The sequence below is a fragment of the Pandoraea sp. CB10b_02 genome (genome assembly GCF_002216225.1).
In the GTDB taxonomy this organism is placed as follows: domain Bacteria; phylum Pseudomonadota; class Gammaproteobacteria; order Burkholderiales; family Burkholderiaceae; genus Pandoraea; species Pandoraea nosoerga.
In genome coordinates this window covers 86,372-109,427 of the sequence record NZ_NJGW02000009.1, presented here as the reverse complement: position 1 = coordinate 109,427, position 23,056 = coordinate 86,372, and the positions used below count along the sequence as shown (strand labels likewise).

The window sequence follows — 23,056 nt, the reverse complement described above, 5'->3', positions numbered from 1 at the left end:
GCACCGGGCGTGCCGTGCGATGTGCGGCCCGCGGCATGGAAGCGGCGGGCCCGGACGTTACTCGACCAGGCGGCGAGCTTCGGCCACGTGGCCGCGGTACGCTTCGAAAATCTTGCGCAGCGCTTCGTCCATCGACGTGCTCGGCGCCCAACCGAGCTCCTGCATCGTGTTCTCGATCTTCGGCACGCGGTTTTGCACGTCCTGGTAGCCGTTGCCGTAGTAGGCGCCCGACGACGTCTCGACGAGCTGGACCTTCTTGGCCGTCTCGGCATACTCGGGGAATTCGGCTGCCAGCTTGAGCATCATGTTGGCCAGCTCGCGCACCGAGTAATTGTTTTTCGGGTTGCCAATGTTGTAGATCTTGCCGCTGGCAACGTTGTTCTTGTTGTCGATGATGCGCACGAGTGCGTCGATGCCGTCGTCGATGTCGGTAAACGCGCGCTTTTGCGAGCCGCCGTCGACCAGGCTGATGTTCTCGCCGCGGGCGATGTGGCCCAGGAACTGCGTGACCACGCGCGACGAACCTTCCTTCGGCGTGTAGATCGAGTCGAGGCCGGCGCCGATCCAGTTGAACGGGCGGAACAGCGAGAAATTCAGTCCTTCCTGCATGCCGTAGCCCCAGATCACACGATCCATGAGCTGCTTCGAGCAGGCGTAGATCCAGCGCGGCTTGTTGATCGGGCCGTAGATCAGCGGCGAGTTTTCCGGATCGAACTCGCTGTCGGTGCACATGCCGTAGACCTCGGAGGTCGACGGAAACACCAGATGCTTGCCGTACTTCGCCGCCGAACGCACGATCGGCAGGTTCGCTTCGAAGTCGAGCTCGAACACGCGCAGCGGCGCCTTCACGTAGGTGGCCGGCGTGGCGATGGCCACCAGCGGCAGGATCACGTCGCACTTGCGGATGTGGTACTCGACCCACTCTTTGTTGATCGTGATGTCGCCTTCGAAGAAGTGCATGCGCTCGTGATTGACCAGATCGCCAAGGCGATCGGTGAGCATGTCCATGCCATAAACTTCCCAGTCGGTCGTCTCCAGGATGCGCTTCGACAGATGGTGGCCGATGAACCCGTTGACACCGAGAATCAGGACTTTTTTCATATTGCGGTCAGTGATTTAGCTGGGAAAACCGGTCCGGCGTGACAGGCTTGCCGTCCAGTAATAGTTCATGAATGACGACGGCGTTTGCGTCCCCGCAAACGCCAAGGAACGCATTATCCACTACTTGCAGTCCGCAGGGCAAACCGGCGGGGGCCGGCGAGCGGGCAAGGCGCGCGCGGCTCACCACCCAGCGATGGCCGGCGACTTCCGTAAACGCCCCCGGATAGGGCGGGGCGACGGCGCGAATCAGGTTGTAGACGTCGCGCGCGGGTTTCGACCAGTCGATGCGGCCGTCCTCCGGCTTGCGCCCGCCGAAATAGCTGCCGGCCGACAGATCGTTGATGCGCCGCCCGGCCGTCCCGGCCAGCAGCCCCGGCAGGCAGCGCCAGAGCGTCTGCTCGGCCGCCACGGTAACCTTCTCGAACACTTCGCCGGCGGTGTCGTCGGGCAGGATCGGCACCGGCGTCTGATCGATGATCGCGCCGGCGTCCGGCTTGAGGGCCATTTCGTGCAGCGTGGCGCCGGTCTCCGTTTCGCCATTCAGCACGGCCCAGTTCACCGGCACGCGGCCGCGATACTTCGGCAGCAGCGAACCGTGCATGTTGAAGGCGCCACGCGGCGCGATTTCCAGCACCGGCACCGGAATCATGTGACGGTAATAGAACGAGAAGATGAAGTCCGGCGCCACGGCGCGAATGCGCTCGGCGAGTGCCGGGTCGGCCGGATCGTCGGGGGTGATGACCGGAATGCCATGCTCGGCGGCCACGCCGGCGACACTGCCGAACCAGATGTTCTCGTTCGGGTTGTCCTGGTGGGTAACCACGAGGGCAACGTCGACGCCGCGCGCGAGCAGCACCTGCAGGCAGCGCACGCCAACGTTGTGATAAGCGAAGACGACGGCTTTGGCGCTCATGAGGTGTGCGACCCCAGTTCCTTCGCGCCGGCCGTGTGGCTTGCGCCGCCGGCGGCTTTCTCGCCGTGGCCGGCCGGTGCCGGCTGATTCTCGAGCACGGCTTGCACCAGATAGCGCGGGCGCTGACGCACCTGCTGGTAGATGCGGCCGATGTACTCGCCGAGCAGCCCCATGCCGAACAGGATCACGCCGAGCAGGCAGAACGTGACGGCAAACAACGTAAATACGCCTTGAACCTCCGAACCGAAGATGAAGCGCCGGGCCATGAGTACGACGAACAGCACGCCCGAGGCGGCCGAGAGCGTAATGCCCACCCCCGAGAGCCATTGGAGCGGCACCACCGAGAAGCCGGTGACCAGATCGAAATTGAGGCGAATCAGGCTGTAGAGCGAATATTTCGACTCGCCGGCGAAGCGCTCTTCGTGCGCGACGTCCACTTCCGTGGGGTTCTGCGCGAACGTGTAGGCGAGCGCCGGAATGAACGTGTTGATTTCGCGGCACTGGTTGACCGTATCCACGATGTGGCGGCTGTAGCCGCGCAGCATGCAGCCCTGGTCGGTCATGCGAATGCGCGTGATGCGCTCGCGCAAGCGGTTCATCGCGCGCGACGCGTTGCGGCGGAACCAGGTGTCCTGGCGGTTCATGCGCACGGTGCCCACGTAGTCGTGACCGGCGGCGAGCTGGTCGACGAGCTTGCCGATTTCCTCGGGCGGGTTCTGCAGGTCGGCGTCGAGCGTGACGACCCATTCTCCGCGGGTGTGTTCGAAACCCGCGAGGATGGCCATGTGCTGGCCGTAGTTGCCGTTGAACAGCACCACGCGCGTCACGTCCGGACGCTGGCGCTGCTGCTCGGCCAGGATCGCGGCGGAGCGGTCGCGGCTGCCGTCGTTGACGAACACCACTTCGTAAGTCACGCCCAGCTTGTCGAGTGCCGGGTACAGGCGAGCGAAGAGCGCGGCGAGTCCGGCCTCTTCGTTATAGACCGGGATGACGACGGAGAGTTGGGGAGAAGTCATTTTTGATGTTCAGCGCAAATGGCATTGACGGCTTCGCAAACGCGCGCGACGTCGGCATTCGTCATGGCGGGGAATAGGGGAAGCGTGAGAATCGCGCGGCCCAACCGTTCCGTGTGCGGGAACTGACCTTCCCGGAAGCCGAGCGCGCGATACATTGTAAACAGGTGAATCGCCGGGTAATGCACACCGCTGCCAATGTTGCGGGCCTTCAGCCTTTCCATGAAGCCGGCGCGATCGATCGTCAGGCGCTCGAGCGGCAGCTCGACCTGAAACATGTGCCAGTTCGAGTTCGTGAAGTCGGCGCGCGGCAGACCGAGCCCCAGCGCGACGGCAGGGCCGCCGGCGAACGTATCGAAATACAGGCGCGCGAGTTCGGTGCGGCGCGCGTTGAATTCGGCCAGGTGCGGCATCTGCCCGAGGCCAACGCGTGCGGCCACGTCGGTCAGGTTGTACTTGCCGCCGAGCACATCCACGTCCATGCCGTCAAAGCCGGTGCGAGTGACGCCCTGCAGCCGGTACTTCTCCGCCAGACGTGCCTCGTCCTCGTTGTTGAGCACGAGCGCACCGCCTTCGATGGACGTGAGGTTCTTGTTGGCGTGAAAGCTGAACGACACGAGGTCGCCGAACGACCCGATGCGCTTGCCGCCCCAGCTCGAGCCCATGGCCTGCGCCGCGTCTTCGATCACGCGCAGCCGATGGCGGCGGGCGATGTCGTAGAGGCGGTCCATGTCGAGCGGCAGCCCGGCGAGATAGACCGGGATGATCGCGCGCGTCTTGGGCGTGATCGCCTTCTCGAGCAGGTCGAGGTCGAGGTTGCGCGTGGCCGGATCGACGTCGACGAACACGGGCGTGGCGCCCACTTCGAGGATCACGTTGGCGGTGGCCACCCACGACAGCGGGGTGGTGATGACTTCGTCGCCCGCCTGCACGCCGGCCAGGCGCAGGCCGATTTCCAGCGTGGCGGTACCCGAATTGAAGGCGCGCACCGGACGCCCGCCGAAGTATTCCGACAGGGCTTTCTCGAAGGCCTGCACTTGCGGCCCGGAAGTGATCCAGCCCGAGCGCAGCACGTCGACCACGCCGGCGATCGTCGCGTCGTCGATGCTCGGCCGCGTGAACGGCAGGAACGGTTGAGTCGGTTGGGAGGTTGCCGAGTCGCTCATGATGTTGGTCGAAGCCTCAGGTAAGCGTTACGAACGCGCCGGCGCGAGTCGCCGCGCGTTCTTCGATTCGGTCGCATCGGGCGCGAAGGCCCCGACGCGGGTTAGCTGCGCGCAAGAATATAGACGCCGACAAGGATGATGCCGATGGCCACGACCCGCTGCATCGACAGTGTTTCGCCGAACAGGTACCACGCGGCAATCGCGTTCACGACGTAGCCCAGCGAGAGCATCGGATAGGCAATGGAGACCTCGACGCGCGAGAGCGCGAGGATCCAGACGACCACGCTGATGGCATAGCAGACCAGTCCGCCCATGATCGGCAACTGCGTAGCAAGCTTGATGCCAATGGGCACGATGTTGGCGCGCGTGAATTCCAGTGCGCCGATGGAGCCTGCGCCAGCCTTGAGCAACAACTGCGCGCAGGCGTTGAGCAGCACGCCCGTGAGAATAAGTGAAAACGTAGCGAGATTCATGGAACGTTTGTGAACGTTTGTGAATAATTATGGACGCCGTCAATTGGCTGGCGATTAGCGATGGACGTCACTTGGCCGGGGGGCGGACCGATGCGGCGGTCGGCACCTTGCCGAAACCGCAGGCAGCGGCGCTCGCCGTGATACGCCTGCGGCGCGCCGGCATGCCGCCATCCGCAACGGCACGATCGAGCCGCCCGGCCCGATCGTCTGGCATGCTGCGCCGCGTTCCCCGTGCGTGCGCGCCGCGCCACCCATCTTGCATCCCTGCCATCTGCCTGTCTGTCTTCGCGTGGCTCTGTCCGTGCGCCGCGGGTCGCCGCTCGACCCTCGAGATACTGGCGATTGAAACGAACCGACGAACGATAAAAGCGCTATTTTACGTTGTCTTCGGGCGATGGTTTCGAGATCACGACGCGTCGGGCGTCGCGCGCAATGATTTGCATTGGCAAATGTTGGGCCTCGAGCTTGGCAAACGTGTCCGGATCGACCAGCGCCAGCGCTTTCGGATCGGCCCGCCAGCGCGCGTAGAACGCGTCGAGCGTCGGCAGCCACTTTTGCGGTTCCTGCTTCACGCCGAACTCGAGTTCGTCCGGATGCTGCACCATGATCATCGTGTGCCCGAGGTAGTAGGGCATGGTGTGATCGAGCACGTTTACCGAATAGAACGGAACGTCCGGCCCGAGGTGCTGCATTTGCGCCTTGACGGCCGGCACCAGCAGCACACCGCTGCTCTGGCGCCCGAACACCTCGTGTCCCAGTCCGCCGATGGTCGTGAGCAGCAGCATCGCGCCGGCGAACGTGAGGAGCGCCCGGCGTGCGCTGTGCCGCGCCATGCGCCATGCCGCCAGCGTGCCGGCCAGGCCCACGCCCAGCGCCACGTACAGCCAGATCTGGAACGCCTTGTACAACTCGTTCGGATTGCGCACGCTGCCGGCGCGCCCCACGAAGATGGCCACCATGACCAGTGCGGCGATCAGGAAGATCGCGTAACCGGCCAGATGCAGGCGAACCGTGTCGCGACGCAACTGGGCCAGATACAGGCCGAAAAGCAGCGCCATGGCCGGCGCGACCGGCAACAGGTACGAGATGAGCTTCGAGTGCGAGGCGCTGAAGAACAGGAAGATGAAGACGGACCACACCCACAGCACGAGCGCCGGCGCGAAGCCGTTGGGCTGCCGCGGCATGCGCAGCGTGGCGCGAACGGTGCCCGGCAGGACCGAGAGCCACGGCAGAAAGCCCGCCACAAAAACGGGCACGAAGTACCAGGGCGCACCGTCGCGGTTGTGGCCCTCCATCGCGAAACGCCGGAAGTGTTCGTTGATGAAGAAGAAGTCGAAGAACTCGGGATTGCGCGCCTGGACCAGCACGAACCAGGGCGCGGCGATCGCCAGGAAGACGATCAGCCCGCTGCCCAGATAGAGCCGGCGCCACAGCGCCCAGTCGCGTGCGATCAGCGTATAGAGCACGAGCACGGCGCCGGGCAGTACGACGCCCACGAGCCCCTTGCTCAGCACGGCGAGCGCCATGGCCGCCCAGCACAGCCACATCCAGCCGCGCACGGCGCGGCGTGCAAGCCCGGGACGCTGCGCGAGCAGCAGCGCGCACAGCGACAATCCCATGAAGAAGGACAGCCCCATGTCGAGCACGTTGAAGTGCCCCAGCAGCGACCACAGCGGGGCACTCGCGAGTGCGGCGGCGGCGAAGAGCCCGACGCGGGCGTTGAAGACGCGCCGGCCGGTGAAGCCGACCATCAGTACGCCGGCAAAGCCGGTGAGCGCGGTCCACAGACGCGCCTGCCATTCGCCCAGCCCGAACACGGCGAACGTGAGCGCGTTCATCCAGGTCTGCAGCGGTGGCTTCTCGAAGTACTTGTAGCCGTTGTAGCGCGGTGTGATCCAGTCGCCGGTGACCCACATCTCGCGCGCCATCTCGGCGTAGCGGCCCTCGTCGCTGGCAATGAGGTGACGATAGTCGAGCACGCCGAACCACACGAGCGCGAACGCCGCGAGCAGCAGCCAGAACGCGCTCGGCGAGAGCGGATACGACACCGGCGCGGGGCCGGGAGTGGACAAGGCGAGAGGGGCGCCTGGCGCGTGAGGGGCGGACGAATCGGCGCCCGTCAGCGCGGCAGCGAGCGGGCGGCGGCTCACGCAGGCGTCTCGCTTTCGATGAGCAGGGCGAGAACGACGCGGCGGCCTTCGCTCATCAGGATGTTGTAGGTGCGGCAGGCGGCTTGCGTGTCCATCGAGTCGACGCCGATGCGCTCGCTGGTGAGCGACGTGGTCAGGCGCGGATGCGCGAAGCGCAGGCGCCCCCCGCTGCCGAAGATGACAACTTCCGGATCGAGGCGGCGCAAGCTCTCGAAGTGCGCCGGCTCGAGCGCATCGAAACTCGACACCGGCCAAGGCTGGATCTCGCCCTCGGGTGCGATGACCACGCTCTGCTCGTGACGGACCTTGTTGACCTCGACATAGCCCGGCCCGTAGCCGGTCACCGTGTTCAATGCTTGCGACGGGTCTTGATGCAGTTTCACTTTCGGAGATTCCCTACCCAGTGGTTGGCCAATGGTGTCCCAATGGCGACGGAGCGTCGGCAGGTTGCGCGGCGGCCGGGCATCTTGCCTCGCATGGCGCAAACCGTCAATGATGCATTGCCGAACTCTGTCATAATTGGCTAAATTATAGCTTTTTGCCGTACGCAGCACGGCAAAACCGTTGCAGTGCGGCATCTGCCACGCCAGACGCGGGGAAATCCGGTGGACCGTGCGCTTTCAGCGCGCCGGCCGCCGGCGCTTTTCGCGTGGCGGGGCGTCCCGCCTGGCCCTGCGCCGCCCGCCAAGACCACAACCGCCGTGAAACCGATCCTCAAATCGCAGAAATTGCAGAATGTCTGCTACGACATTCGTGGGCCCGTGCTCGAACATGCCAAGCGCATGGAAGAAGAAGGCCATCGCATCATCAAGCTGAACATCGGCAATCTGGCGCCGTTCGGCTTCGAGCCGCCCGACGAGATCGTGCAGGACATGATCCGCAATCTGCCGAATTCGGCGGGCTATTCGGACTCGCGGGGGGTGTTCGCGGCGCGCAAGGCGATCATGCATTACTGCCAGCAAAAGCGCATCAACGACGTGCAGCTCGACGACATCTACCTCGGCAACGGGGCGTCCGAGCTCATCGTGATGGCCATGCAGGCGCTGCTCAACGACGGCGACGAAGTGCTCGTGCCCGCGCCTGACTATCCGCTCTGGACGGCGGCCGTGAGCCTCTCGGGCGGCACACCCGTGCACTACGTCTGCGACGAGCAGGCCGACTGGCAGCCCGATCTGGCCGACATCCGCAAGAAGATCACGCCCAACACGCGCGCGATCGTCATCATCAACCCGAACAATCCGACCGGCGCGCTGTACTCGGACGAGCTGCTCAAGGAGATCGTGGCGCTGGCCCGCGAGCACCGGCTGATCATCTACGCCGACGAGATCTACGACAAGATCGTCTACGACGGCGCGGAGCACACCTCGATCGGCGCCCTGTCCGACGACGTGCTCACCATTACGTTCAACGGCCTGTCCAAGAGCTATCGGGCATGCGGCTATCGCGCGGGCTGGATGGTCGTGTCGGGCGACAAGCGCCCGGCGCGCGACTACATCGAGGGGCTGAACATCCTCGCCTCGATGCGTCTGTGCCCGAACGTGCCCGGCCAGTACGCCGTGCAAACGGCGCTAGGCGGCTACCAGAGCATCAAGGATCTGATCGTGCCGGGCGGGCGTCTGTACGAGCAGCGTGAGATCGCGCATCGCATGCTCACCGACATTCCCGGCGTGACGTGCGTGAAGCCCAAGGCGGCGCTGTACCTGTTTCCGCGTCTCGATCCGGCGGTGTACCCCATTGCCAACGATCAGGACTTCATTCTCCAGTTGCTGCTCGAAGAGAAGGTCCTGCTGGTGCAGGGCAGCGGCTTCAACTGGATGCACCCGGACCATTTCCGCGTGGTGTTCCTGCCTCACGAGGGCGACCTGGAAGATGCCATCAGCCGCATTGCCCGCTTCCTTGACGGATATCGCCGTCGCCACGGCAAGTGATGCGCGCCAACCGATTTCGACTTTTGAGTAAAACCGCATGAAACCGATCAAATTGGGCCTGCTCGGCCTTGGCACGGTAGGCTTCGGGGCCTTCCAGGTACTGGCTCGCAACCAGGAGGAAATTCAACGACGTGCCGGCCGGGGTATCGAGATTACGAAGGTGGCGGTGCGTAATGTCGAGCGCGCCCGCGGGCTCGTCGGCGGCGCGGCCGTCGTGACCGGCGATCCGTTCGAGGTGGTGACCGATCCGGACATCGAGGTCGTCGTCGAGACGATCGGCGGCTACGACCTCACCCGGGAACTGGTGCTCAAGGCGATCGAGAACGGCAAGCACGTGGTCACCGCGAACAAGGCGCTGCTCGCCGTGTACGGCAACGAAATCTTCGCCGCGGCGCGCAAGGCCAACGTGATGGTGGCCTTCGAGGCCGCCGTGGCAGGCGGCATTCCGATCATCAAGGCGCTGCGCGAAGGCCTCACGGCCAACCGCATCCAGTGGATCGCGGGCATCATCAACGGCACGACGAACTTCATCCTCTCGGAGATGCGCGACAAGGGCATCGACTTCGACGTCGCGCTCGCCGACGCGCAGCGCCTGGGCTACGCCGAAGCCGATCCCACCTTCGACATCGAGGGGGTGGACGCCGCCCACAAGCTCACGCTCATGAGCGCCATCGCGTTCGGTGTGCCCGTGCAGTTCGACCGCGCCTACGTCGAGGGCATCACCAAGCTGGCCGCGCTCGACATCAAATACGCGGAAGAACTCGGCTATCGCATCAAGCTGCTCGGCATCACGCGTCGCACCGACGCGGGGATCGAACTGCGCGTGCATCCGACGCTGATCCCGGCCAAGCGCCTGATCGCCAACGTCGAAGGCGCCATGAACGCCGTGCTGGTGCAGGGCGACGCCGTGGGCGCCACGCTGTACTATGGCAAGGGCGCCGGCGCCGAGCCGACCGCCTCGGCCGTCGTGGCCGACATCGTGGACGTGACACGCTTGCAGACCGCCGATCCGGAGCATCGCGTGCCTCATCTGGCGTTCCAGCACGACGCGCTGTCCGACGCGCCGGTGCTGCCCATCGACGAAGTCACCACGAGCTACTACCTGCGTCTGCGCGTGGTCGACCGCGCCGGCGTGATGGCCGAGCTCACGCGCATTCTGGCCGATCTCGACATCTCCATCGACGCGCTGCTGCAGAAAGAATCGCGCGAAGGCGAGCACCAGACCGACATCATCATCCTGACGCACCAGACGCAGGAGAAGCACATCAACGCGGCCATCGCCAGGATCGAAGCGATGAGCACCGTGCTCTCGAAGGTGACGCGCATCCGCATGGAGTCGCTGAGCTGAGCGGCGAGCCACACGAAGCGATACGACAGGACACGATTGCCATGAAATACATCTCCACGCGCGGCGCAGGCCTTACTTCGGGCGAACCGCAGTCGTTCTCCAGCATTCTGCTCGGCGGGCTGGCGCCGGACGGCGGCCTGTACCTGCCGACCGAATATCCGCAGGTGAGCGCAGACGAACTGCGCGCCTGGCGCCAGTTGTCATATGCCGAACTGGCCGCCCGGGTGCTGGCCAAGTTCGCCGACGACATTCCGGCCGAGATCCTCGCAGAGCTCACGCGGCGCACCTACACCGCCGAGGTGTATCGCAACGTGCGCCCGGGTGAGGACGCCAGCGAGATCACGCCGCTGCTGCCGCTGGGCGTCGAGCAGGGCGCGCCGCTCTCGCTGCTGGCGCTCTCGAACGGTCCCACGCTCGCATTCAAGGACATGGCGATGCAGTTGCTCGGCAACCTGTTCGAGTATGCGCTGGCCCAGCACGGCGACGCGCTGAACATTCTCGGTGCGACCTCGGGCGACACCGGCAGCGCGGCCGAATACGCCATGCGCGGCAAGGCGGGCATCCGGGTGTTCATGCTCTCGCCCGCGGGCAAGATGAGCGCCTTTCAGACCGCGCAGATGTACAGCCTGCAGGATCCGAACATCTTCAACCTCGCGCTCGAGGGTGTGTTCGACGACTGCCAGGACATCGTCAAGGCCGTCTCCAACGATCACGCGTTCAAGGCGCGCCACAAGATCGGCACGGTCAACTCGATCAACTGGGCGCGCGTCGTTGCCCAGGTCGTCTATTACTTCAAGGGCTACTTCGCGGCCACCGGCGGCAAGCCGGGCCAGGACGGCGAAGTGTCGTTCACGGTGCCGTCGGGCAACTTCGGCAACGTCTGCGCGGGCCACATCGCGCGCATGATGGGGCTGCCGATCCGCAAGCTGGTCGTGGCGACCAACGAGAACGACGTGCTCGACGAGTTCTTCCGCACCGGCCGCTACCGTGTGCGCAAGTCGACCGAAACGTTTCACACCAGCAGCCCGAGCATGGACATCTCGAAGGCATCGAACTTCGAGCGCTTCCTGTTCGATCTGCTCGGCCGCGACGCGACGGCCACCGCCGCGCTGCTCTCCAGGGTCGAGCGCGAGGGCGGTTTCGATCTGTCGGGCACGGACGCCTTTGCGCGCGTGGCGCAGTTCGGCTTCGTCTCGGGCCGCAGCACGCACGACGATCGCCTGGCCACGATCCGGGACGTGGCGGGGCGCTACGACGTGGTGATCGACACGCACACGGCCGACGGCGTGAAGGTAGCCCGCGAGGCGCTGGAGCCGGGCGTGCCGATGGTGGTGCTCGAAACGGCGCAGCCGGCCAAGTTCGCGCAGACCATCCGCGAAGCATTGGACCGTGAGCCGCCGCGCCCGGCCGGCTTCGAGCAGCTCGAATCGTTGCCGCAGCGCTTCGAGACCGTGCCGAACGACGCGGCGCGCGTGAAGGCGTACATCGCCGAGCACACCGGCCTGTAAGGCGGTCGCTGCCTGGCCTTTCCAAGACTTTCGGGCCCATTCGTCATGTTGAGTACCCAAGAAGCCCTCGACGCCGTGCTGGCGGCAGCTCGTCCGCTCGCCCGCACGCAGAGCGTCGACACACTGGCCGCCAACGGCCGTGTGCTGGCGCGTGACGTCGTCGCCACGCTCGACGTCCCGCCAATGGATACGAGCGCGATGGACGGCTATGCCGTGCGCGTCTCCGACCTGCGGGGCGAGCGAGTCGTGCTGCCGGTCTCGCAGCGCATTCCCGCCGGACATGCGCCCGAACCGCTCGCTGTCGGCACGGCGGCGCGGATCTTCACCGGTGCGCCGGTGCCGCCGGGCGCCGATGCGATCGTGATGCAGGAGCAGTGCGAAGCGCTCGAGGACGGCTCGGTCGCGATTCGCCATACGCCGCAGGCTGGCGAGTTCATCAATCGCCAGGGCGCCGACATCCGGCGCGACGGTGTGGTGCTCGCGGCCGGTACGCGCCTGCGTGCGCCGGCGCTGGGACTGGCCGCTTCGGTGGGCGTCGCGCGGCTGGAGGTGGCGCAGCGTCTGCGCGTGGCCGTGTTCTTTACCGGCGACGAACTGACGATGCCCGGCGAGCCACTGCGCGCCGGGAGCATCTACAACTCGAACCGCTTCGTGTTGCGCAGCCTGCTGGAGAATCTCGGCTGCGAGATGACCGACTACGGCATCGTGCCGGACAATCTGGCGGCTACGCGGGCCATCCTGCGCGACGCGGCCCGCACCAACGACCTGATCATCACGTCGGGCGGCGTGTCGGTCGGCGAGGAGGACCACGTAAAGCCGGCCGTCGAGGCCGAGGGGCGCCTCAGCCTGTGGCAGATCGCGCTCAAGCCGGGCAAGCCGCTCGCCTATGGCGAGGTGAATCGTCCGAACGGCGCGGGTGGCACGGATGGGGTGGGCGTCGGCGAGACGGCCCATTTCATTGGCCTGCCGGGCAATCCGGTGTCGAGCTTCGTGACGTTCCTGCTGTTCGTGCGGCCGTTCATCCTGCGCCTGCAAGGCGTGGCGGACGTGAGGCCGCGCCGTATCGCGATGCGCGCGGATTTCACGCAGACCAAGGCGGATCGCCGCAACGAGTTCTTGCGGGCGCGCATCAACGCGCAGGGCGGGCTGGACGCGTTCCCGAACCAGAGCTCGGCGGTGCTGACCTCGACCGTATGGGGCGATGGTCTGATCGACAATCCGCCCGGACATCGCATCGAAGCCGGGCAAACGGTGGCCTTCCTGCCGTTCTCCGACCTTCTATATTGAGAGACAGGTGCGTCGCTCGTGCGGCGCGCCGGCCAGACTATGCAGATCGAACTTCGTTTTTTCGCGAGCGTGCGCGAGGCGCTCAATGTCGCCGAAGAGCGCGTCGAGGTGCCGGCAGACGTTGCCACCGTGGGAGATGTGCGCCAGTGGCTGTGCCGCCGGGGTCCGGTGTGGGCCGAGACGCTGGGCGAGCAGCGTGCGCTGCGCATGGCGCTCGATCACACGATGGTACCCGCCGCCACGCGCCTGCGCGAAGGGTGCGAAGTCGCTTTCTTTCCGCCGGTGACGGGCGGCTGAGCGAGCGCCATCCATCCGGCACAGGAGACGCCGACCATCATGCCGATTCGAGTACAGACCGAAGACTTCGACCTGTCGGACGAGATCCGGCGGTTGCGCGCGGGCGACCTGCGCGTGGGCGCCATTGCGAGCTTCGTCGGGACGGTGCGCGAGCTCAACGACGGCAAGGATGTCTCGCGCATGACCCTGGAGCACTATCCGGGCATGACGCACAAGGCGCTGGAGGCGATCGTGGCGCAGGCGCGCGAGCGCTGGCGCCTGTTCGACGCGCTGGTGATTCACCGCTACGGCGATCTGGGGCCGGGCGACCAGATCGTGCTCGTGGCCGTCACGTCGGCCCATCGCGGCGACGCGTTCGCGGCGTGCGAATTCATCATGGACTATCTGAAGACGGAAGCGCCGTTCTGGAAGAAGGAGTCCACGCCGCAAGGCGAGCGCTGGGTCGACGCCCGCGACACCGATACGGCCGCCCGCGAGCGCTGGGCAAGCGGTGGGAAGTCGCTCGACCGTTGAATTTCATGTAATTTCCCATTACGTCGGCGATTGTCTCTCATCTCCGCCGATTTTTCTTTGTCGATCCCGACGACCGCATGGCCGCCGCTTACGCTTCGCGTCGCGCCTTGGCCTGCTTCACGCTTTCGAGCAGGGCGCGTTGCGCGGCCGGCAGGGTGTATTGCCATCCAAACAGGTTGAGTTGCAGGCTCTCCGCAATGCGAATTGCCGGTTCGGCGAACGCGAACGCGGCCTGCGGCTCGAACAGCTTGTCCAGCGTGTCGAAGAACAGCGAAAGCCAGCGGCTGAAGTGCTCGCCGCTCAAATGCCCGAACGGCTGGTGCGCCTGCGTCACGTTGCCGCGATAGCGTTTGGCGCCGAGCACGATGCTCGACCAGAACGCCACCATCTTGTCCAGGTGCAGATCCCAGCGGCCTTCCAGCGCCTCGCGAAAGACGGGGCCGAGCATGTCGTCGTCGCGAATGCGTCCGTAGAACGTGTGCACGAGCACGCGCACGGCATCCTCGTCGATGTCGGCCAAGCGGGTTTCGGCAAGCGCGGTGCCCTTGGCAGGTCCGGAAGGTCTGGCAGGTCTGGCCAACGCGTCGGGCGACGCGCCAACGTCGGCGGCGGTGGCGGTGCAGCGCGGCTGCGCGTGACTTTCGGCGCCGGTCTCAGCGGCGGCGCCCCCGGGTCTGGCGGCGGAATGACTCATGGTGCGGCATGCTCAAAATCGCTATTATGAGCCTCAAACCCGGGCGTGTCCTGCGGTTGCCCGCCCTCCCGAAGTCCCTGCCGCAAGCCCCGCGCCGGTCCGCGACCGGCCTGCGCGAAATGTCCGGCGCCGCGCCGTAATGCCCCTTGAAACCGAAGGGAATTGTCCGCACATCCGATCCAGCAAGATTTCTTACCGGAGCACCAGATGCGACAAGACAAATTCACCACGCAGTTCCTGGAAGCGCTGGCTGATGCCCAAAGCATGGCAGTCGGTCGCGACCAGCAATATATCGAGCCGCTGCACCTTCTCGCCGCGCTGATCGCACAGCCCGAAGGCGCCGCGCGCTCGCTGCTGCAGCGCGCCGGCGTGCAGGTCCAGCCGCTCGCCCATGACGTCGAGGCGGCCATCGCCAAGCTGCCGCAGGTGCAGGGCACCGACGGCAACGTGCAGGTCGGGCGCGAGCTTGCCGGCCTGCTCAACCAGGCCGACAAGGAAGCGCAAAAGCACGGCGACAGCTATATCGCCAGCGAAATGTTCCTGCTCGCGCTCGCCGACGACAAGGGCGAGACGGGCAAGCTTGCCCGCGCCCGGGGGCTCACGCGCAAGTCGCTCGAAGCCGCCATCGAGGGCGTGCGTGGCGGCCAGTCCGTCAACAGCCAGGACGCCGAGAGCCAGCGCGAGGCCCTCAAGAAGTACACCCTCGATCTGACCGAGCGCGCCGCGCAGGGCAAGCTCGACCCGGTGATCGGGCGCGACGACGAAATCCGTCGCACGATCCAGATCCTGCAGCGCCGCACGAAGAACAATCCGGTGCTCATCGGCGAGCCGGGCGTGGGCAAGACCGCCATCGTGGAAGGTCTTGCGCAGCGTATCGTCAACGGTGAAGTGCCGGAGTCGCTCAAGAACAAGCGTGTGCTGGCGCTCGACATGGCCGGGTTGCTCGCGGGCGCGAAGTTCCGCGGCGAATTCGAAGAGCGTCTGAAGGGCGTGCTCAACGACATCGCCAAGGACGAAGGCCGCACGATCCTGTTCATCGACGAAATCCACACGATGGTCGGCGCCGGCAAGGCCGAAGGCGCCATGGACGCGGGCAACATGCTCAAGCCGGCGCTCGCTCGCGGCGAGCTGCACTGCATTGGCGCGACCACACTCGACGAGTACCGCAAGTACATCGAAAAGGACGCCGCGCTCGAGCGCCGCTTCCAGAAGGTACTCGTGGACGAACCGAGCGTGGAGGCGACCATCGCCATCCTGCGCGGGCTGCAGGAAAAGTACGAACTGCACCATGGCGTGGAGATCACCGACCCGGCTATCGTGGCGGCAGCCGAACTCAGCCATCGCTACATCACCGACCGGTTCCTGCCGGACAAGGCCATCGACCTGATCGATGAAGCCGCGTCGAAGATCAAGATGGAGATCGACTCGAAGCCCGAGGTGATGGACAAGCTCGATCGTCGTCTGATCCAGCTCAAGATCGAGCGCGAGGCCGTCAAGAAGGAAACCGACGAAGCCTCGCAGAAGCGTCTGGCGTTGATCGAGGAAGAGATTTCGCGTCTGGAGCGCGAGTACGCCGATCTGGAAGAAGTGTGGACGGCCGAGAAGGCCGCCGTGCAGGGCAGCGCGCAAGTCAAGGAAGAGATCGATCGCGTGCGCGCCGAGATCGCGAAGCTGCAGCGCGAAGGCAAGCTCGACAAGGTGGCGGAACTGCAATACGGCAAGCTGCCGCAGCTCGAAGCGCAGTTGAAGGACGCCGATGCGGCCGAGGCGGCCGGGCAGCAGGCGCATCCGCGTCTGCTGCGCACGCAGGTGGGCACCGAGGAGATCGCGGAAGTGGTCTCGCGGGCCACCGGCATTCCGGTCTCGAAGATGATGCAGGGCGAGCGAGAGAAGCTGCTCAACATGGAAGCGAAGCTGCACGAACGTGTGGTGGGACAGGACGAGGCGATCAACGCCGTGGCGGACGCGATCCGTCGCTCGCGCGCCGGTCTGGCCGACCCGAATCGTCCATACGGCTCGTTCCTCTTCCTGGGCCCGACCGGCGTGGGCAAAACCGAGCTGTGCAAGGCGCTCGCCATGTTCCTGTTCGATTCGGAAGAGCATCTCGTTCGCATCGACATGAGCGAGTTCATGGAAAAGCACAGCGTGGCGCGTCTCATCGGTGCGCCCCCGGGCTATGTCGGCTACGAGGAAGGCGGTTATCTCACCGAAGCCGTGCGTCGCAAGCCGTACAGCGTGATCCTGCTCGACGAGATCGAGAAGGCGCACCCGGACGTGTTCAACGTGCTGCTGCAAGTGCTCGACGACGGTCGCATGACCGACGGCCAGGGCCGCACGGTCGACTTCAAGAACACGGTGATCGTGATGACGTCGAACCTCGGCTCCTCGATGATCCAGTCGATGGTCGGCGAGCCGCAGGACCGCATCAAGGACGCCGTGTGGACGGAGATCAAGGACCACTTCCGTCCGGAGTTCCTGAACCGCATCGACGAAGTCGTGGTGTTCCACGGGCTCGATCAGAAGCACATCGAGTCCATCGCCTCGATTCAGATCGAGATCCTGCGTCAGCGTCTGGCGAAGCTCGACATGACGCTCGAGGTCAGCAAAGCGGCGCTCATGCACGTGGCCCGCGAGGGCTTCGACCCGGTGTTCGGGGCGCGTCCGCTCAAGCGCGCCATCCAGCAGGAGATCGAGAATCCGGTCGCCAAGCTGGTGCTGGCGGGCAAGTTCGGACCGAAGGACACGATTCCGGTCGACTGGCGCAACGGCCGCTTCACCTTCGAAGGCGAGACGGCCGCGCAGGTCGCGAAGGACACGAGTACCGAAGCGGCGTCCCAGTAAGTCACGCCGGCCGGATGGCGTCGGGCCCGCGCCTGATGCCGACGGCGGCGCGGGGCGATCCTTGCGAAACAAACTGAAACAGACGACCCCGCGTTCCTCACGGAGCGCGGGGTTATTTTTTTCCGCGCCCAGCGAGCGGCGGCAAGGAAAGTCCCGTCGGCCGTGCCTCCATGCCTTCATGTCCTCATGTCCTCATGTCCTCACGCGCGGGCGGGGGGCCGCCCGGCATCGGCGTGTCACAATCGTCGGCGAGAATGCCGGGCGTGGCCGGCCCAGGCCGCGGGCACGCAAACCACTGTGCGCCGCGCACCGTTGGCGACGTCTGCCGACCGTTCGCGCCGCACGGCGCGGCTTTCGTCGCAACGCGCGTGCCGGGCCGGCGCGTCGGCCCTATCGTCCCGTCATCGAATCGATCGACGAGAGGACAGGATGACGACGATAGTGGCATTGCATGTCAGCGCCGCCGTGGCGGCGGTTTTGCTTGGCATCGGGATTTGGACATTGCGGCGCGGCACGCCGCGCCACCGCTGGCTGGGGCGTGTCTGGGCGCTCGCGATGGTGGCGACGGCGGTTTCCAGCTTCGGTATTCGCGAGTTGCGACACGGTGAGCTGTCATGGCTACACTTGCTCTCGGCGTGGGTGCTGATCAGCCTGACGATGGCGATCGCCGCCGTCCGGCGCGGCAACGTGGCGCTGCATCGGCGCGGTATGCTGGGCCTCTACGCCGGCCTCGTCATTGCCGGAGTGGCCGCGCTCGCGGTGCCGGGGCGCACGCTGAGTCTGTCGCGCGCCGGCGCGCCGCGCATGCTCGTCGCCGCGGAGGGACCGGCAACGATACTCCCGGCAGCGGATGGCGGCGCACGGCAGGCGACGATGCTGACGAGGCAATACAAGGGAGCTCGCGGGGCAGGCGGGCAGGGGGAGCAACAATGACAATGACGACGAGACGACCGCAATCCGTGCCCTCGGCCGCGCTGCCCGAGCGCTCGCCGCCGCGCGGGCCCTGGCTGTCGTTTGCCCGCGAACTGGTCGGCGTCCTGCTCTTGAACACGATCATTGCCGTGGTCCTTCGGCTTATCGGCTTTGGCGGCACGGTCTGGCAGAACTTCGTGTTCAGCCAGTGCATCGGCATTTCGATCGCGGTGTTGATCGACGGCGGCCGCCGCGTGCTGTGGCGCCGCGGCGCGCCGCCGATGGCGCCATTCCTGCTGCTCGTGGCGCTCGGGTGTGTGGCGGGGCTTGCCGCAGGGATCGCGTTGGGCACGTCGCTGCTCGGCGTGCCGATGGCGATATGGCGCCCCGTCAACGGTCACACGGTGCCGATCGTGCTGCTGATCGCGCTGCTCGGCACCGCGATTGGCACGTACAACGGCTGGTCGCGCGCCCGGCTCGCACAATTGCGCGAAGCCGCCGCGCAGCAGGCGCTGCGCGAGGCAGCCGCCGAACGGCAGCTCGTGCGGGCGCGACTGCAGACGCTGCAGGCGCAGCTCGAACCGCATTTCCTCTTCAACGTGCTCGCCAATCTCGATTCGCTGATTGCGACCGATCCGCCGCGCGCTCGCGAACTGCTCGGTCATCTGAACCGGTTCGTGCGCGCGTCGCTTGCCGCAACGCGCGCAGAATCCGTCACGCTCGCCGACGAATTCGCACTGATCGACGCGCTGCTCGCGATTGACCGCATTCGCTTTGGCGAGCGATTGCGATACCGCATCGATTTGCCCGACGATTGCCGTGCGCTGCGCATGCCGCCCATGCTCGTCCAGCCGCTCGTGGAGAACGCCGTCAAGCACGGCGTCGAACCGCTCACCGAGGGCGCCACGGTGTCCGTGAGCGCGCAGCGAGAGCCCGCGGCCGACGGTGGCGAATGCATTGTGCTTCGCGTGGCCGACGACGGCGCCGGATTTCGCACGGCGGGCCCAGGCGGCGCGCCGCCCGCCCGGACTGCCGCGCGCGAATCGGCACGCGCGGGCGGCGTCGGTCTGGCGAATATTCGAGAGCGCCTGCGCGTGCTCTACGGCGACGCCGCCCGTCTTTCGCTCGCCGAAGGCGTGCCGCGCGGCGCCGTTGCAACGTTGCGCCTGCCCGTGGGGTCGCCCGGGTCGCCAACGGCTCAGGTTTTCCGTCCCAGCGAGTGCCGTGCATGACATCCCCCGTCGCCCTGATTGCCGAAGACGAACCGTTGCTTGCCGAGGCGTTGCGCACGCGGCTCGCACAGGCGTGGCCGGAACTGCGAGTGCTGCCCGTGGCGCCGGACGGTGTGGCGGCGATCGCCGCCATCGCGCAATCGCAGCCGGACGTGGTCTTTCTCGACATTGCGATGCCCGGCGCGTCGGGCATCGAGGTCGCGCGCGCATGTGCGCGCCTCACACATGCGCCGCAGATCGTCTTCGTGACGGCGTTCGACCGCTTCGCGCTCGACGCCTTCGAAGCCGCCGCCGTGGACTATCTGCTCAAACCGGTCGAGCCCGAGCGGCTCGCGCGTACCGTCGCGCGCGTGCGCGCGCGCCTCGCGTCGCCGTCGAACGGGACGCTCTCGCACTTGCTGGAGACGCTGAGGGCGCACCTGGAGCAAGGCGTCGCAGCCCAGGCGATTGCGGCGAATCCGGCGATGGCGGCGATCACGGTGATCACGGCGGATGAGGGAGGGGATCGGGGTGAGCGGGATGAGCAGGGTGAGCAGAAGGAGGGCGGGGCGCCGAGGGACGCGACAGCGGCGGCATCACCGCGCGAGTACCTGCGTTTCGTGCGGGCGTCGGTCGGCGACGAAATTCGCATCGTGCCAGTCGAGGAGGTGTGCTTCTTCGAGGCCGCGGACAAGTATGTGATGGTCGCGACCGCCGACGGCGACCTGCTCATTCGCACCAGTCTGCGCGAACTGTTGCCGCAACTCGATCCGTCGCGTTTCTGGCAGGTGCATCGCAGCACGGTCGTGAATGTGGCGGAAGTCGTCAGCGCGCAACACACGCCGCTCGGCCGCCTCACGCTCAAACTCAGGCGCCGCAAGGACCGGGTGGCGGTCAGCCGCCAGTATGCTCACCTGTTCCGACAGATGTAGCGTCGGGGGCGGTGGCGAAGAACTCGCTGGGCGTGCGTCCGAACGTGCGCTTGAACATCGCCGAGAACGCGCTCTGGCTCCGGTAGCCGAGTTCCCGCGCGATGCGCGCGAGCGGATAGCCCTTCGACGCGAGCGGAATCGCCTGCGCGAGCACGACCTGCTGCCGCCACTGCACGAAGCTCATGTTCAGTTCCTGCCGGAACAGCCGCCCGATCGTGCGCGGGCTCGCACCCGCGTAACGGGCCCACTGGTCGAGCGTCCAGGCGCGCGCCGGATCGGCCAGCATTGCGTTGCACAGCGTCAGCAGACGCTTGTCGCGCGGCAGCGGCACTTCCAGCGGCAGGGGGGAGGCGCGTCGCAATTCGTCGAGAATCAGCTTGCCCAGCAATTGCTCGCGCGGGGCGTCGAGGTCGGCCTCCGGTACGTCGATGGCGGCGATCAACTCGCGCAGCAGCGGCGAGACTTCCACCACGCGGCAGTGATCGAGTCCGGCAGGAATGACCGCCGGATGTACGTACAGCGTGCGCAGGTAGGACGGCTCGTTGACTTGCAGGCTGTGCTCGACGTCCGGCGGGATCCAGATGGCGCGCGACGGCGGCACGATCCACGCGGCGTCGGCCACCGCGATCTGGATGACGCCGCGCGGCGTGTAGGCGACCTGCGCCCAGGCGTGGCGATGGTCCGGTACGCGAATTCCGTCGCGCAGCGGCCGCGCGCGCAAGCGTACCGGACGCTGGCGCGTTGGCGTGAACGCTTCGGGCACCACGTGTTTCGCCACGGCGTCAGGTGCGTCGGATGCGTCAGATGCATCAGGGGCATCAGGGGCATCAGGGGCGTCGGGTACGTGCGGCACGTGGGGCATGGCGTAAGCGCGACAATTCGGGTTCGACAAGTGTAATTCAGCCGCGGCGGTCGTTGGGCGATCCATGCCCGAGCGGCCCGGCACGCCGCGGATCGACGCCGCCGGCGGGCGGCATCAGCTTTCCGGCCCGCCAGGGCGCTATGATCGTCACCTCACCGACACGATGGGACATGCCATGAATCGACCCGCGCACGCCGCGTCCGAGCACGACGCCATCCACGCCTTCGTCTACGGCACGCTGCGTGCCGGCGAGATCAACGACATGACGCGCGCCGCGCAGCGGCACGGCATTGCCGCACCGGTCTACGTGGGCACCGCCACGCTGCGTGGACGCCTTTACGACTTCGGCGATTACCCCGGCATGGTCCTCGCCACCTCGGACGCGGACATCGGTCGCGTGACCGGCGACATCTACCGCATTCCGGCGGCGCTGGTTCCGGTGCTCGACGAAATCGAAGCGGTGTATCCGGGGGAGGCGGGGCTGTTCGTTCGCGAAGTGCGGGATGTCGTTTGCGATGGCGCGACATACGCGTGCATCGTCTATCCGGTCAGTGCGTCGGCCGTCTCGCAACTTTCCCGGATCCCGGACGGCGACTGGGTTGCCTACCGCCGCGCCCGGGATACGAGCCCGGCTTGACTGACGCGCGGGTTCATGGCCCGACGGTGCGCACGTTGGCGATAGATGCGGCATGCGTGGAACGCGCGGCATCGACGCGCGCGCGGTGACGTCGCCCGAGGCTCGGGACGTTCCTGATGCGCCTGCCGCCATGTCCGATTATGACCAGCACGCCCGCCGCCGATATGGGACGATTCAGCCATTCCCATCTGCGGTCGGCGCGTTGCGCCGCCACCCCCGAACATGCGTTCCTCCGATATTGCCCGCTTGCTGACGCTCTCCGCGATTTGGGGCGCGAGCTTTCTGTTCATGCGCATCATCGTGCCCGCACTCGGGCCGCTGCCCACGGCGTTCCTGCGCGTCGTGCTGGGCGCCGTGGGCCTCGCCGCGATCCTGATGGCGATGCGCGTGCGCTGGCAGTTCAAGGGCCTGCTCGCAGCGTCGATGGCGCTCGGCGTCATCAATTCCGGCATTCCGTTCGTGATGTACTGCCTTGCCGCGCGCGTGCTGCCCGCCGGCTACTCCGCCATCCTCAACGCGACCACGCCACTCATGGGCGCGATCATCGGCGCGCTGTTTTTCCGTGAACGCCTCACCGGCGCCAAGGCGCTCGGCGTACTGCTCGGTCTGGCCGGCGTGGCGGTGCTCACGCGCACGGGGCCGGTTACGCTGTCGGGGCCGGTGCTCATGGGCGCGCTGGCGTGCCTGCTTGCCACGTCCTGCTACGGCCTCGCCGGCTATCTGACCAAGCGCTGGATCACCGAGCGGGGTGGACTCGACGCGAGGCTCGTCGCGTTCGGGAGTCAATTGGGCGCTTCGGTGGTGCTGCTGCCGTTCTTTGCCTACATCTCGACCACGTCCGGCATTCCCGGTCCGGCGACGGGCGGCGTATGGGCCGCCATGGCGGCGCTCGGCCTGCTGTGCAGCGCCATCGCCTACATGCTGTTCTTCCGCCTGATCGCGGATCTGGGGCCGCTGCGCTCGCTGACCGTCACGTTCCTGATCCCGCCGTTCGGCGTGCTGTGGGGCGCGCTCTTCCTGGACGAGGCCGTCACCCTCGCGCATCTCGCGGGCGGCTGCTTCATCGCGCTGGCGGTATGGCTCGTGTGCAAGCCCCCGAAGGCCGTGCCGGCCCCCAGCCGCGCCGCATCGTGACGCCGCGCACGGCGGCGCGGGCTCGCACGCGCCGTGAGGCCCGATGACGGGCATTGCGCCGGCCCCGCCCGTGTCCCTTCCGGGCCGGTGGTTCCGCGCATCGATTTTTTCATGATGTGAAATGTCTTTGCGGTGC

At 66.4% G+C, this 23,056-nt stretch carries 21 protein-coding genes; 12 read left to right on the top strand and 9 right to left on the bottom strand.

Going from position 1 to position 23,056, the window contains the following annotated elements; genetic code table 11:
* Positions 1–57: 57 nt before the first annotated feature.
* From CDN36_RS11855 to CDN36_RS11825, 7 genes are all read right to left on the bottom strand, one after another.
* Positions 58–1,101: a bifunctional UDP-4-keto-pentose/UDP-xylose synthase gene (locus tag CDN36_RS11855; RefSeq protein WP_150555932.1), complete on the bottom strand. Its 1,044-nt coding sequence runs from the start codon at positions 1,099–1,101 to the stop codon at positions 58–60.
* A gap of 7 nt (positions 1,102–1,108) precedes the next feature.
* Positions 1,109–2,014: a formyltransferase gene (locus CDN36_RS11850; RefSeq protein ID WP_150555931.1), complete on the bottom strand. Its 906-nt coding sequence runs from the start codon at positions 2,012–2,014 to the stop codon at positions 1,109–1,111.
* Positions 2,011–3,030: a glycosyltransferase gene (locus CDN36_RS11845; RefSeq protein ID WP_241013944.1), complete on the bottom strand. Its 1,020-nt coding sequence runs from the start codon at positions 3,028–3,030 to the stop codon at positions 2,011–2,013. Before CDN36_RS11845 ends, CDN36_RS11850 begins: the two co-directional genes overlap by 4 nt.
* Positions 3,027–4,193: a DegT/DnrJ/EryC1/StrS family aminotransferase gene (locus tag CDN36_RS11840; protein ID WP_150555930.1), complete on the bottom strand. Its 1,167-nt coding sequence runs from the start codon at positions 4,191–4,193 to the stop codon at positions 3,027–3,029. Before CDN36_RS11840 ends, CDN36_RS11845 begins: the two co-directional genes overlap by 4 nt.
* A gap of 101 nt (positions 4,194–4,294) precedes the next feature.
* Positions 4,295–4,666: an SMR family transporter gene (locus tag CDN36_RS11835; RefSeq protein WP_150555929.1), complete on the bottom strand. Its 372-nt coding sequence runs from the start codon at positions 4,664–4,666 to the stop codon at positions 4,295–4,297.
* A gap of 371 nt (positions 4,667–5,037) precedes the next feature.
* The gene (locus CDN36_RS11830; protein ID WP_287496814.1) at positions 5,038–6,738 is read right to left on the bottom strand and encodes a glycosyltransferase family 39 protein; all 1,701 of its coding nucleotides are present in this window, start codon (positions 6,736–6,738) and stop codon (positions 5,038–5,040) included.
* Positions 6,739–6,812: 74 nt separating this feature from the next.
* Positions 6,813–7,199: an Mth938-like domain-containing protein gene (locus CDN36_RS11825; RefSeq protein WP_150555927.1), complete on the bottom strand. Its 387-nt coding sequence runs from the start codon at positions 7,197–7,199 to the stop codon at positions 6,813–6,815.
* Positions 7,200–7,517: 318 nt separating this feature from the next.
* Between CDN36_RS11825 and CDN36_RS11820 the strand changes: the two genes are divergently transcribed.
* The 6 genes from CDN36_RS11820 to moaE are packed head-to-tail and all read left to right on the top strand — an operon-like array spanning position 7,518 to position 13,697.
* Complete coding sequence (locus CDN36_RS11820) at positions 7,518–8,744, top strand: pyridoxal phosphate-dependent aminotransferase (protein ID WP_150555926.1); 1,227 nt, start codon at positions 7,518–7,520, stop codon at positions 8,742–8,744.
* Positions 8,745–8,781: 37 nt separating this feature from the next.
* Positions 8,782–10,092, top strand: a complete 1,311-nt coding sequence (locus CDN36_RS11815) for a homoserine dehydrogenase (RefSeq protein ID WP_150555925.1) — start codon at positions 8,782–8,784, stop codon at positions 10,090–10,092.
* Between the two features lie 41 nt (positions 10,093–10,133).
* Positions 10,134–11,600, top strand: coding sequence for a threonine synthase (gene thrC, locus CDN36_RS11810; protein ID WP_150555924.1), 1,467 nt, complete (start codon positions 10,134–10,136; stop codon positions 11,598–11,600).
* A gap of 45 nt (positions 11,601–11,645) precedes the next feature.
* Complete coding sequence (locus tag CDN36_RS11805; protein ID WP_287496813.1) at positions 11,646–12,887, top strand: molybdopterin molybdotransferase MoeA; 1,242 nt, start codon at positions 11,646–11,648, stop codon at positions 12,885–12,887.
* A 39-nt stretch (positions 12,888–12,926) separates the two neighbouring features.
* Positions 12,927–13,184 carry a molybdopterin converting factor subunit 1 gene (gene moaD, locus CDN36_RS11800; protein ID WP_150555922.1) on the top strand — a complete coding sequence of 86 codons (258 nt, stop codon included), beginning with the start codon at positions 12,927–12,929 and terminating at the stop codon, positions 13,182–13,184.
* Positions 13,185–13,223: 39 nt separating this feature from the next.
* Positions 13,224–13,697, top strand: a complete 474-nt coding sequence (gene moaE, locus CDN36_RS11795; protein ID WP_150555921.1) for a molybdopterin synthase catalytic subunit MoaE — start codon at positions 13,224–13,226, stop codon at positions 13,695–13,697.
* Positions 13,698–13,785: 88 nt separating this feature from the next.
* Here the strand turns inward: moaE and CDN36_RS11790 are convergent, their stop codons facing one another.
* Entirely contained in the window at positions 13,786–14,391 is a 606-nt protein-coding gene (locus tag CDN36_RS11790) for a group III truncated hemoglobin (protein WP_287496812.1), read from the bottom strand.
* 207 nt (positions 14,392–14,598) lie between these two features.
* Here CDN36_RS11790 and clpB point away from each other — a divergent pair, with 207 nt between their 5' ends.
* From clpB to CDN36_RS11770, 4 genes are all read left to right on the top strand, one after another.
* Complete coding sequence (gene clpB, locus CDN36_RS11785) at positions 14,599–17,232, top strand: ATP-dependent chaperone ClpB (protein WP_287496811.1); 2,634 nt, start codon at positions 14,599–14,601, stop codon at positions 17,230–17,232.
* Positions 17,233–17,679: 447 nt separating this feature from the next.
* Positions 17,680–18,165: a DUF2306 domain-containing protein gene (locus CDN36_RS11780; protein WP_287496810.1), complete on the top strand. Its 486-nt coding sequence runs from the start codon at positions 17,680–17,682 to the stop codon at positions 18,163–18,165.
* Between the two features lie 2 nt (positions 18,166–18,167).
* Positions 18,168–19,376, top strand: a complete 1,209-nt coding sequence (locus CDN36_RS11775; RefSeq protein WP_174966379.1) for a sensor histidine kinase — start codon at positions 18,168–18,170, stop codon at positions 19,374–19,376.
* Positions 19,373–20,287: a LytR/AlgR family response regulator transcription factor gene (locus CDN36_RS11770; RefSeq protein ID WP_287496809.1), complete on the top strand. Its 915-nt coding sequence runs from the start codon at positions 19,373–19,375 to the stop codon at positions 20,285–20,287. Before CDN36_RS11775 ends, CDN36_RS11770 begins: the two co-directional genes overlap by 4 nt.
* Here the strand turns inward: CDN36_RS11770 and CDN36_RS11765 are convergent.
* Positions 20,250–21,065, bottom strand: coding sequence for an AraC family transcriptional regulator (locus CDN36_RS11765; protein WP_244958167.1), 816 nt, complete (start codon positions 21,063–21,065; stop codon positions 20,250–20,252). The two genes, CDN36_RS11770 and CDN36_RS11765, sit on opposite strands and share 38 nt — an antisense overlap.
* 259 nt (positions 21,066–21,324) lie before the next feature.
* On the opposite strand from CDN36_RS11765, the gene CDN36_RS11760 reads away from it, so the two are divergent.
* Complete coding sequence (locus CDN36_RS11760; RefSeq protein ID WP_150555915.1) at positions 21,325–21,786, top strand: gamma-glutamylcyclotransferase family protein; 462 nt, start codon at positions 21,325–21,327, stop codon at positions 21,784–21,786.
* A 222-nt stretch (positions 21,787–22,008) separates the two neighbouring features.
* Complete coding sequence (locus tag CDN36_RS11755; RefSeq protein ID WP_150555914.1) at positions 22,009–22,920, top strand: DMT family transporter; 912 nt, start codon at positions 22,009–22,011, stop codon at positions 22,918–22,920.
* Positions 22,921–23,056 lie beyond the last annotated feature (136 nt).

Bases quoted from the DNA above. Each gene is read 5' to 3' on its own strand.
- CDN36_RS11850 (WP_150555931.1), bottom strand. From the start codon at position 2,014: ATGAGCGCCAAAGCCGTCGTCTTCGCTTATCACAACGTTGGCGTGCGC.
- thrC (WP_150555924.1), top strand. From the start codon at position 10,134: ATGAAATACATCTCCACGCGCGGCGCAGGCCTTACTTCGGGCGAACCG.
- CDN36_RS11840 (WP_150555930.1), bottom strand. From the start codon at position 4,193: ATGAGCGACTCGGCAACCTCCCAACCGACTCAACCGTTCCTGCCGTTC.
- CDN36_RS11775 (WP_174966379.1), top strand. From the start codon at position 18,168: ATGACGACGAGACGACCGCAATCCGTGCCCTCGGCCGCGCTGCCCGAG.
- CDN36_RS11790 (WP_287496812.1), bottom strand. From the start codon at position 14,391: ATGAGTCATTCCGCCGCCAGACCCGGGGGCGCCGCCGCTGAGACCGGC.
- CDN36_RS11815 (WP_150555925.1), top strand. From the start codon at position 8,782: ATGAAACCGATCAAATTGGGCCTGCTCGGCCTTGGCACGGTAGGCTTC.
- moaD (WP_150555922.1), top strand. From the start codon at position 12,927: ATGCAGATCGAACTTCGTTTTTTCGCGAGCGTGCGCGAGGCGCTCAAT.
- CDN36_RS11770 (WP_287496809.1), top strand. From the start codon at position 19,373: ATGACATCCCCCGTCGCCCTGATTGCCGAAGACGAACCGTTGCTTGCC.
- clpB (WP_287496811.1), top strand. From the start codon at position 14,599: ATGCGACAAGACAAATTCACCACGCAGTTCCTGGAAGCGCTGGCTGAT.
- moaE (WP_150555921.1), top strand. From the start codon at position 13,224: ATGCCGATTCGAGTACAGACCGAAGACTTCGACCTGTCGGACGAGATC.
- CDN36_RS11760 (WP_150555915.1), top strand. From the start codon at position 21,325: ATGAATCGACCCGCGCACGCCGCGTCCGAGCACGACGCCATCCACGCC.
- CDN36_RS11855 (WP_150555932.1), bottom strand. From the start codon at position 1,101: ATGAAAAAAGTCCTGATTCTCGGTGTCAACGGGTTCATCGGCCACCAT.
- CDN36_RS11845 (WP_241013944.1), bottom strand. From the start codon at position 3,030: ATGACTTCTCCCCAACTCTCCGTCGTCATCCCGGTCTATAACGAAGAG.
- CDN36_RS11805 (WP_287496813.1), top strand. From the start codon at position 11,646: ATGTTGAGTACCCAAGAAGCCCTCGACGCCGTGCTGGCGGCAGCTCGT.
- CDN36_RS11835 (WP_150555929.1), bottom strand. From the start codon at position 4,666: ATGAATCTCGCTACGTTTTCACTTATTCTCACGGGCGTGCTGCTCAAC.
- CDN36_RS11755 (WP_150555914.1), top strand. From the start codon at position 22,009: ATGCGTTCCTCCGATATTGCCCGCTTGCTGACGCTCTCCGCGATTTGG.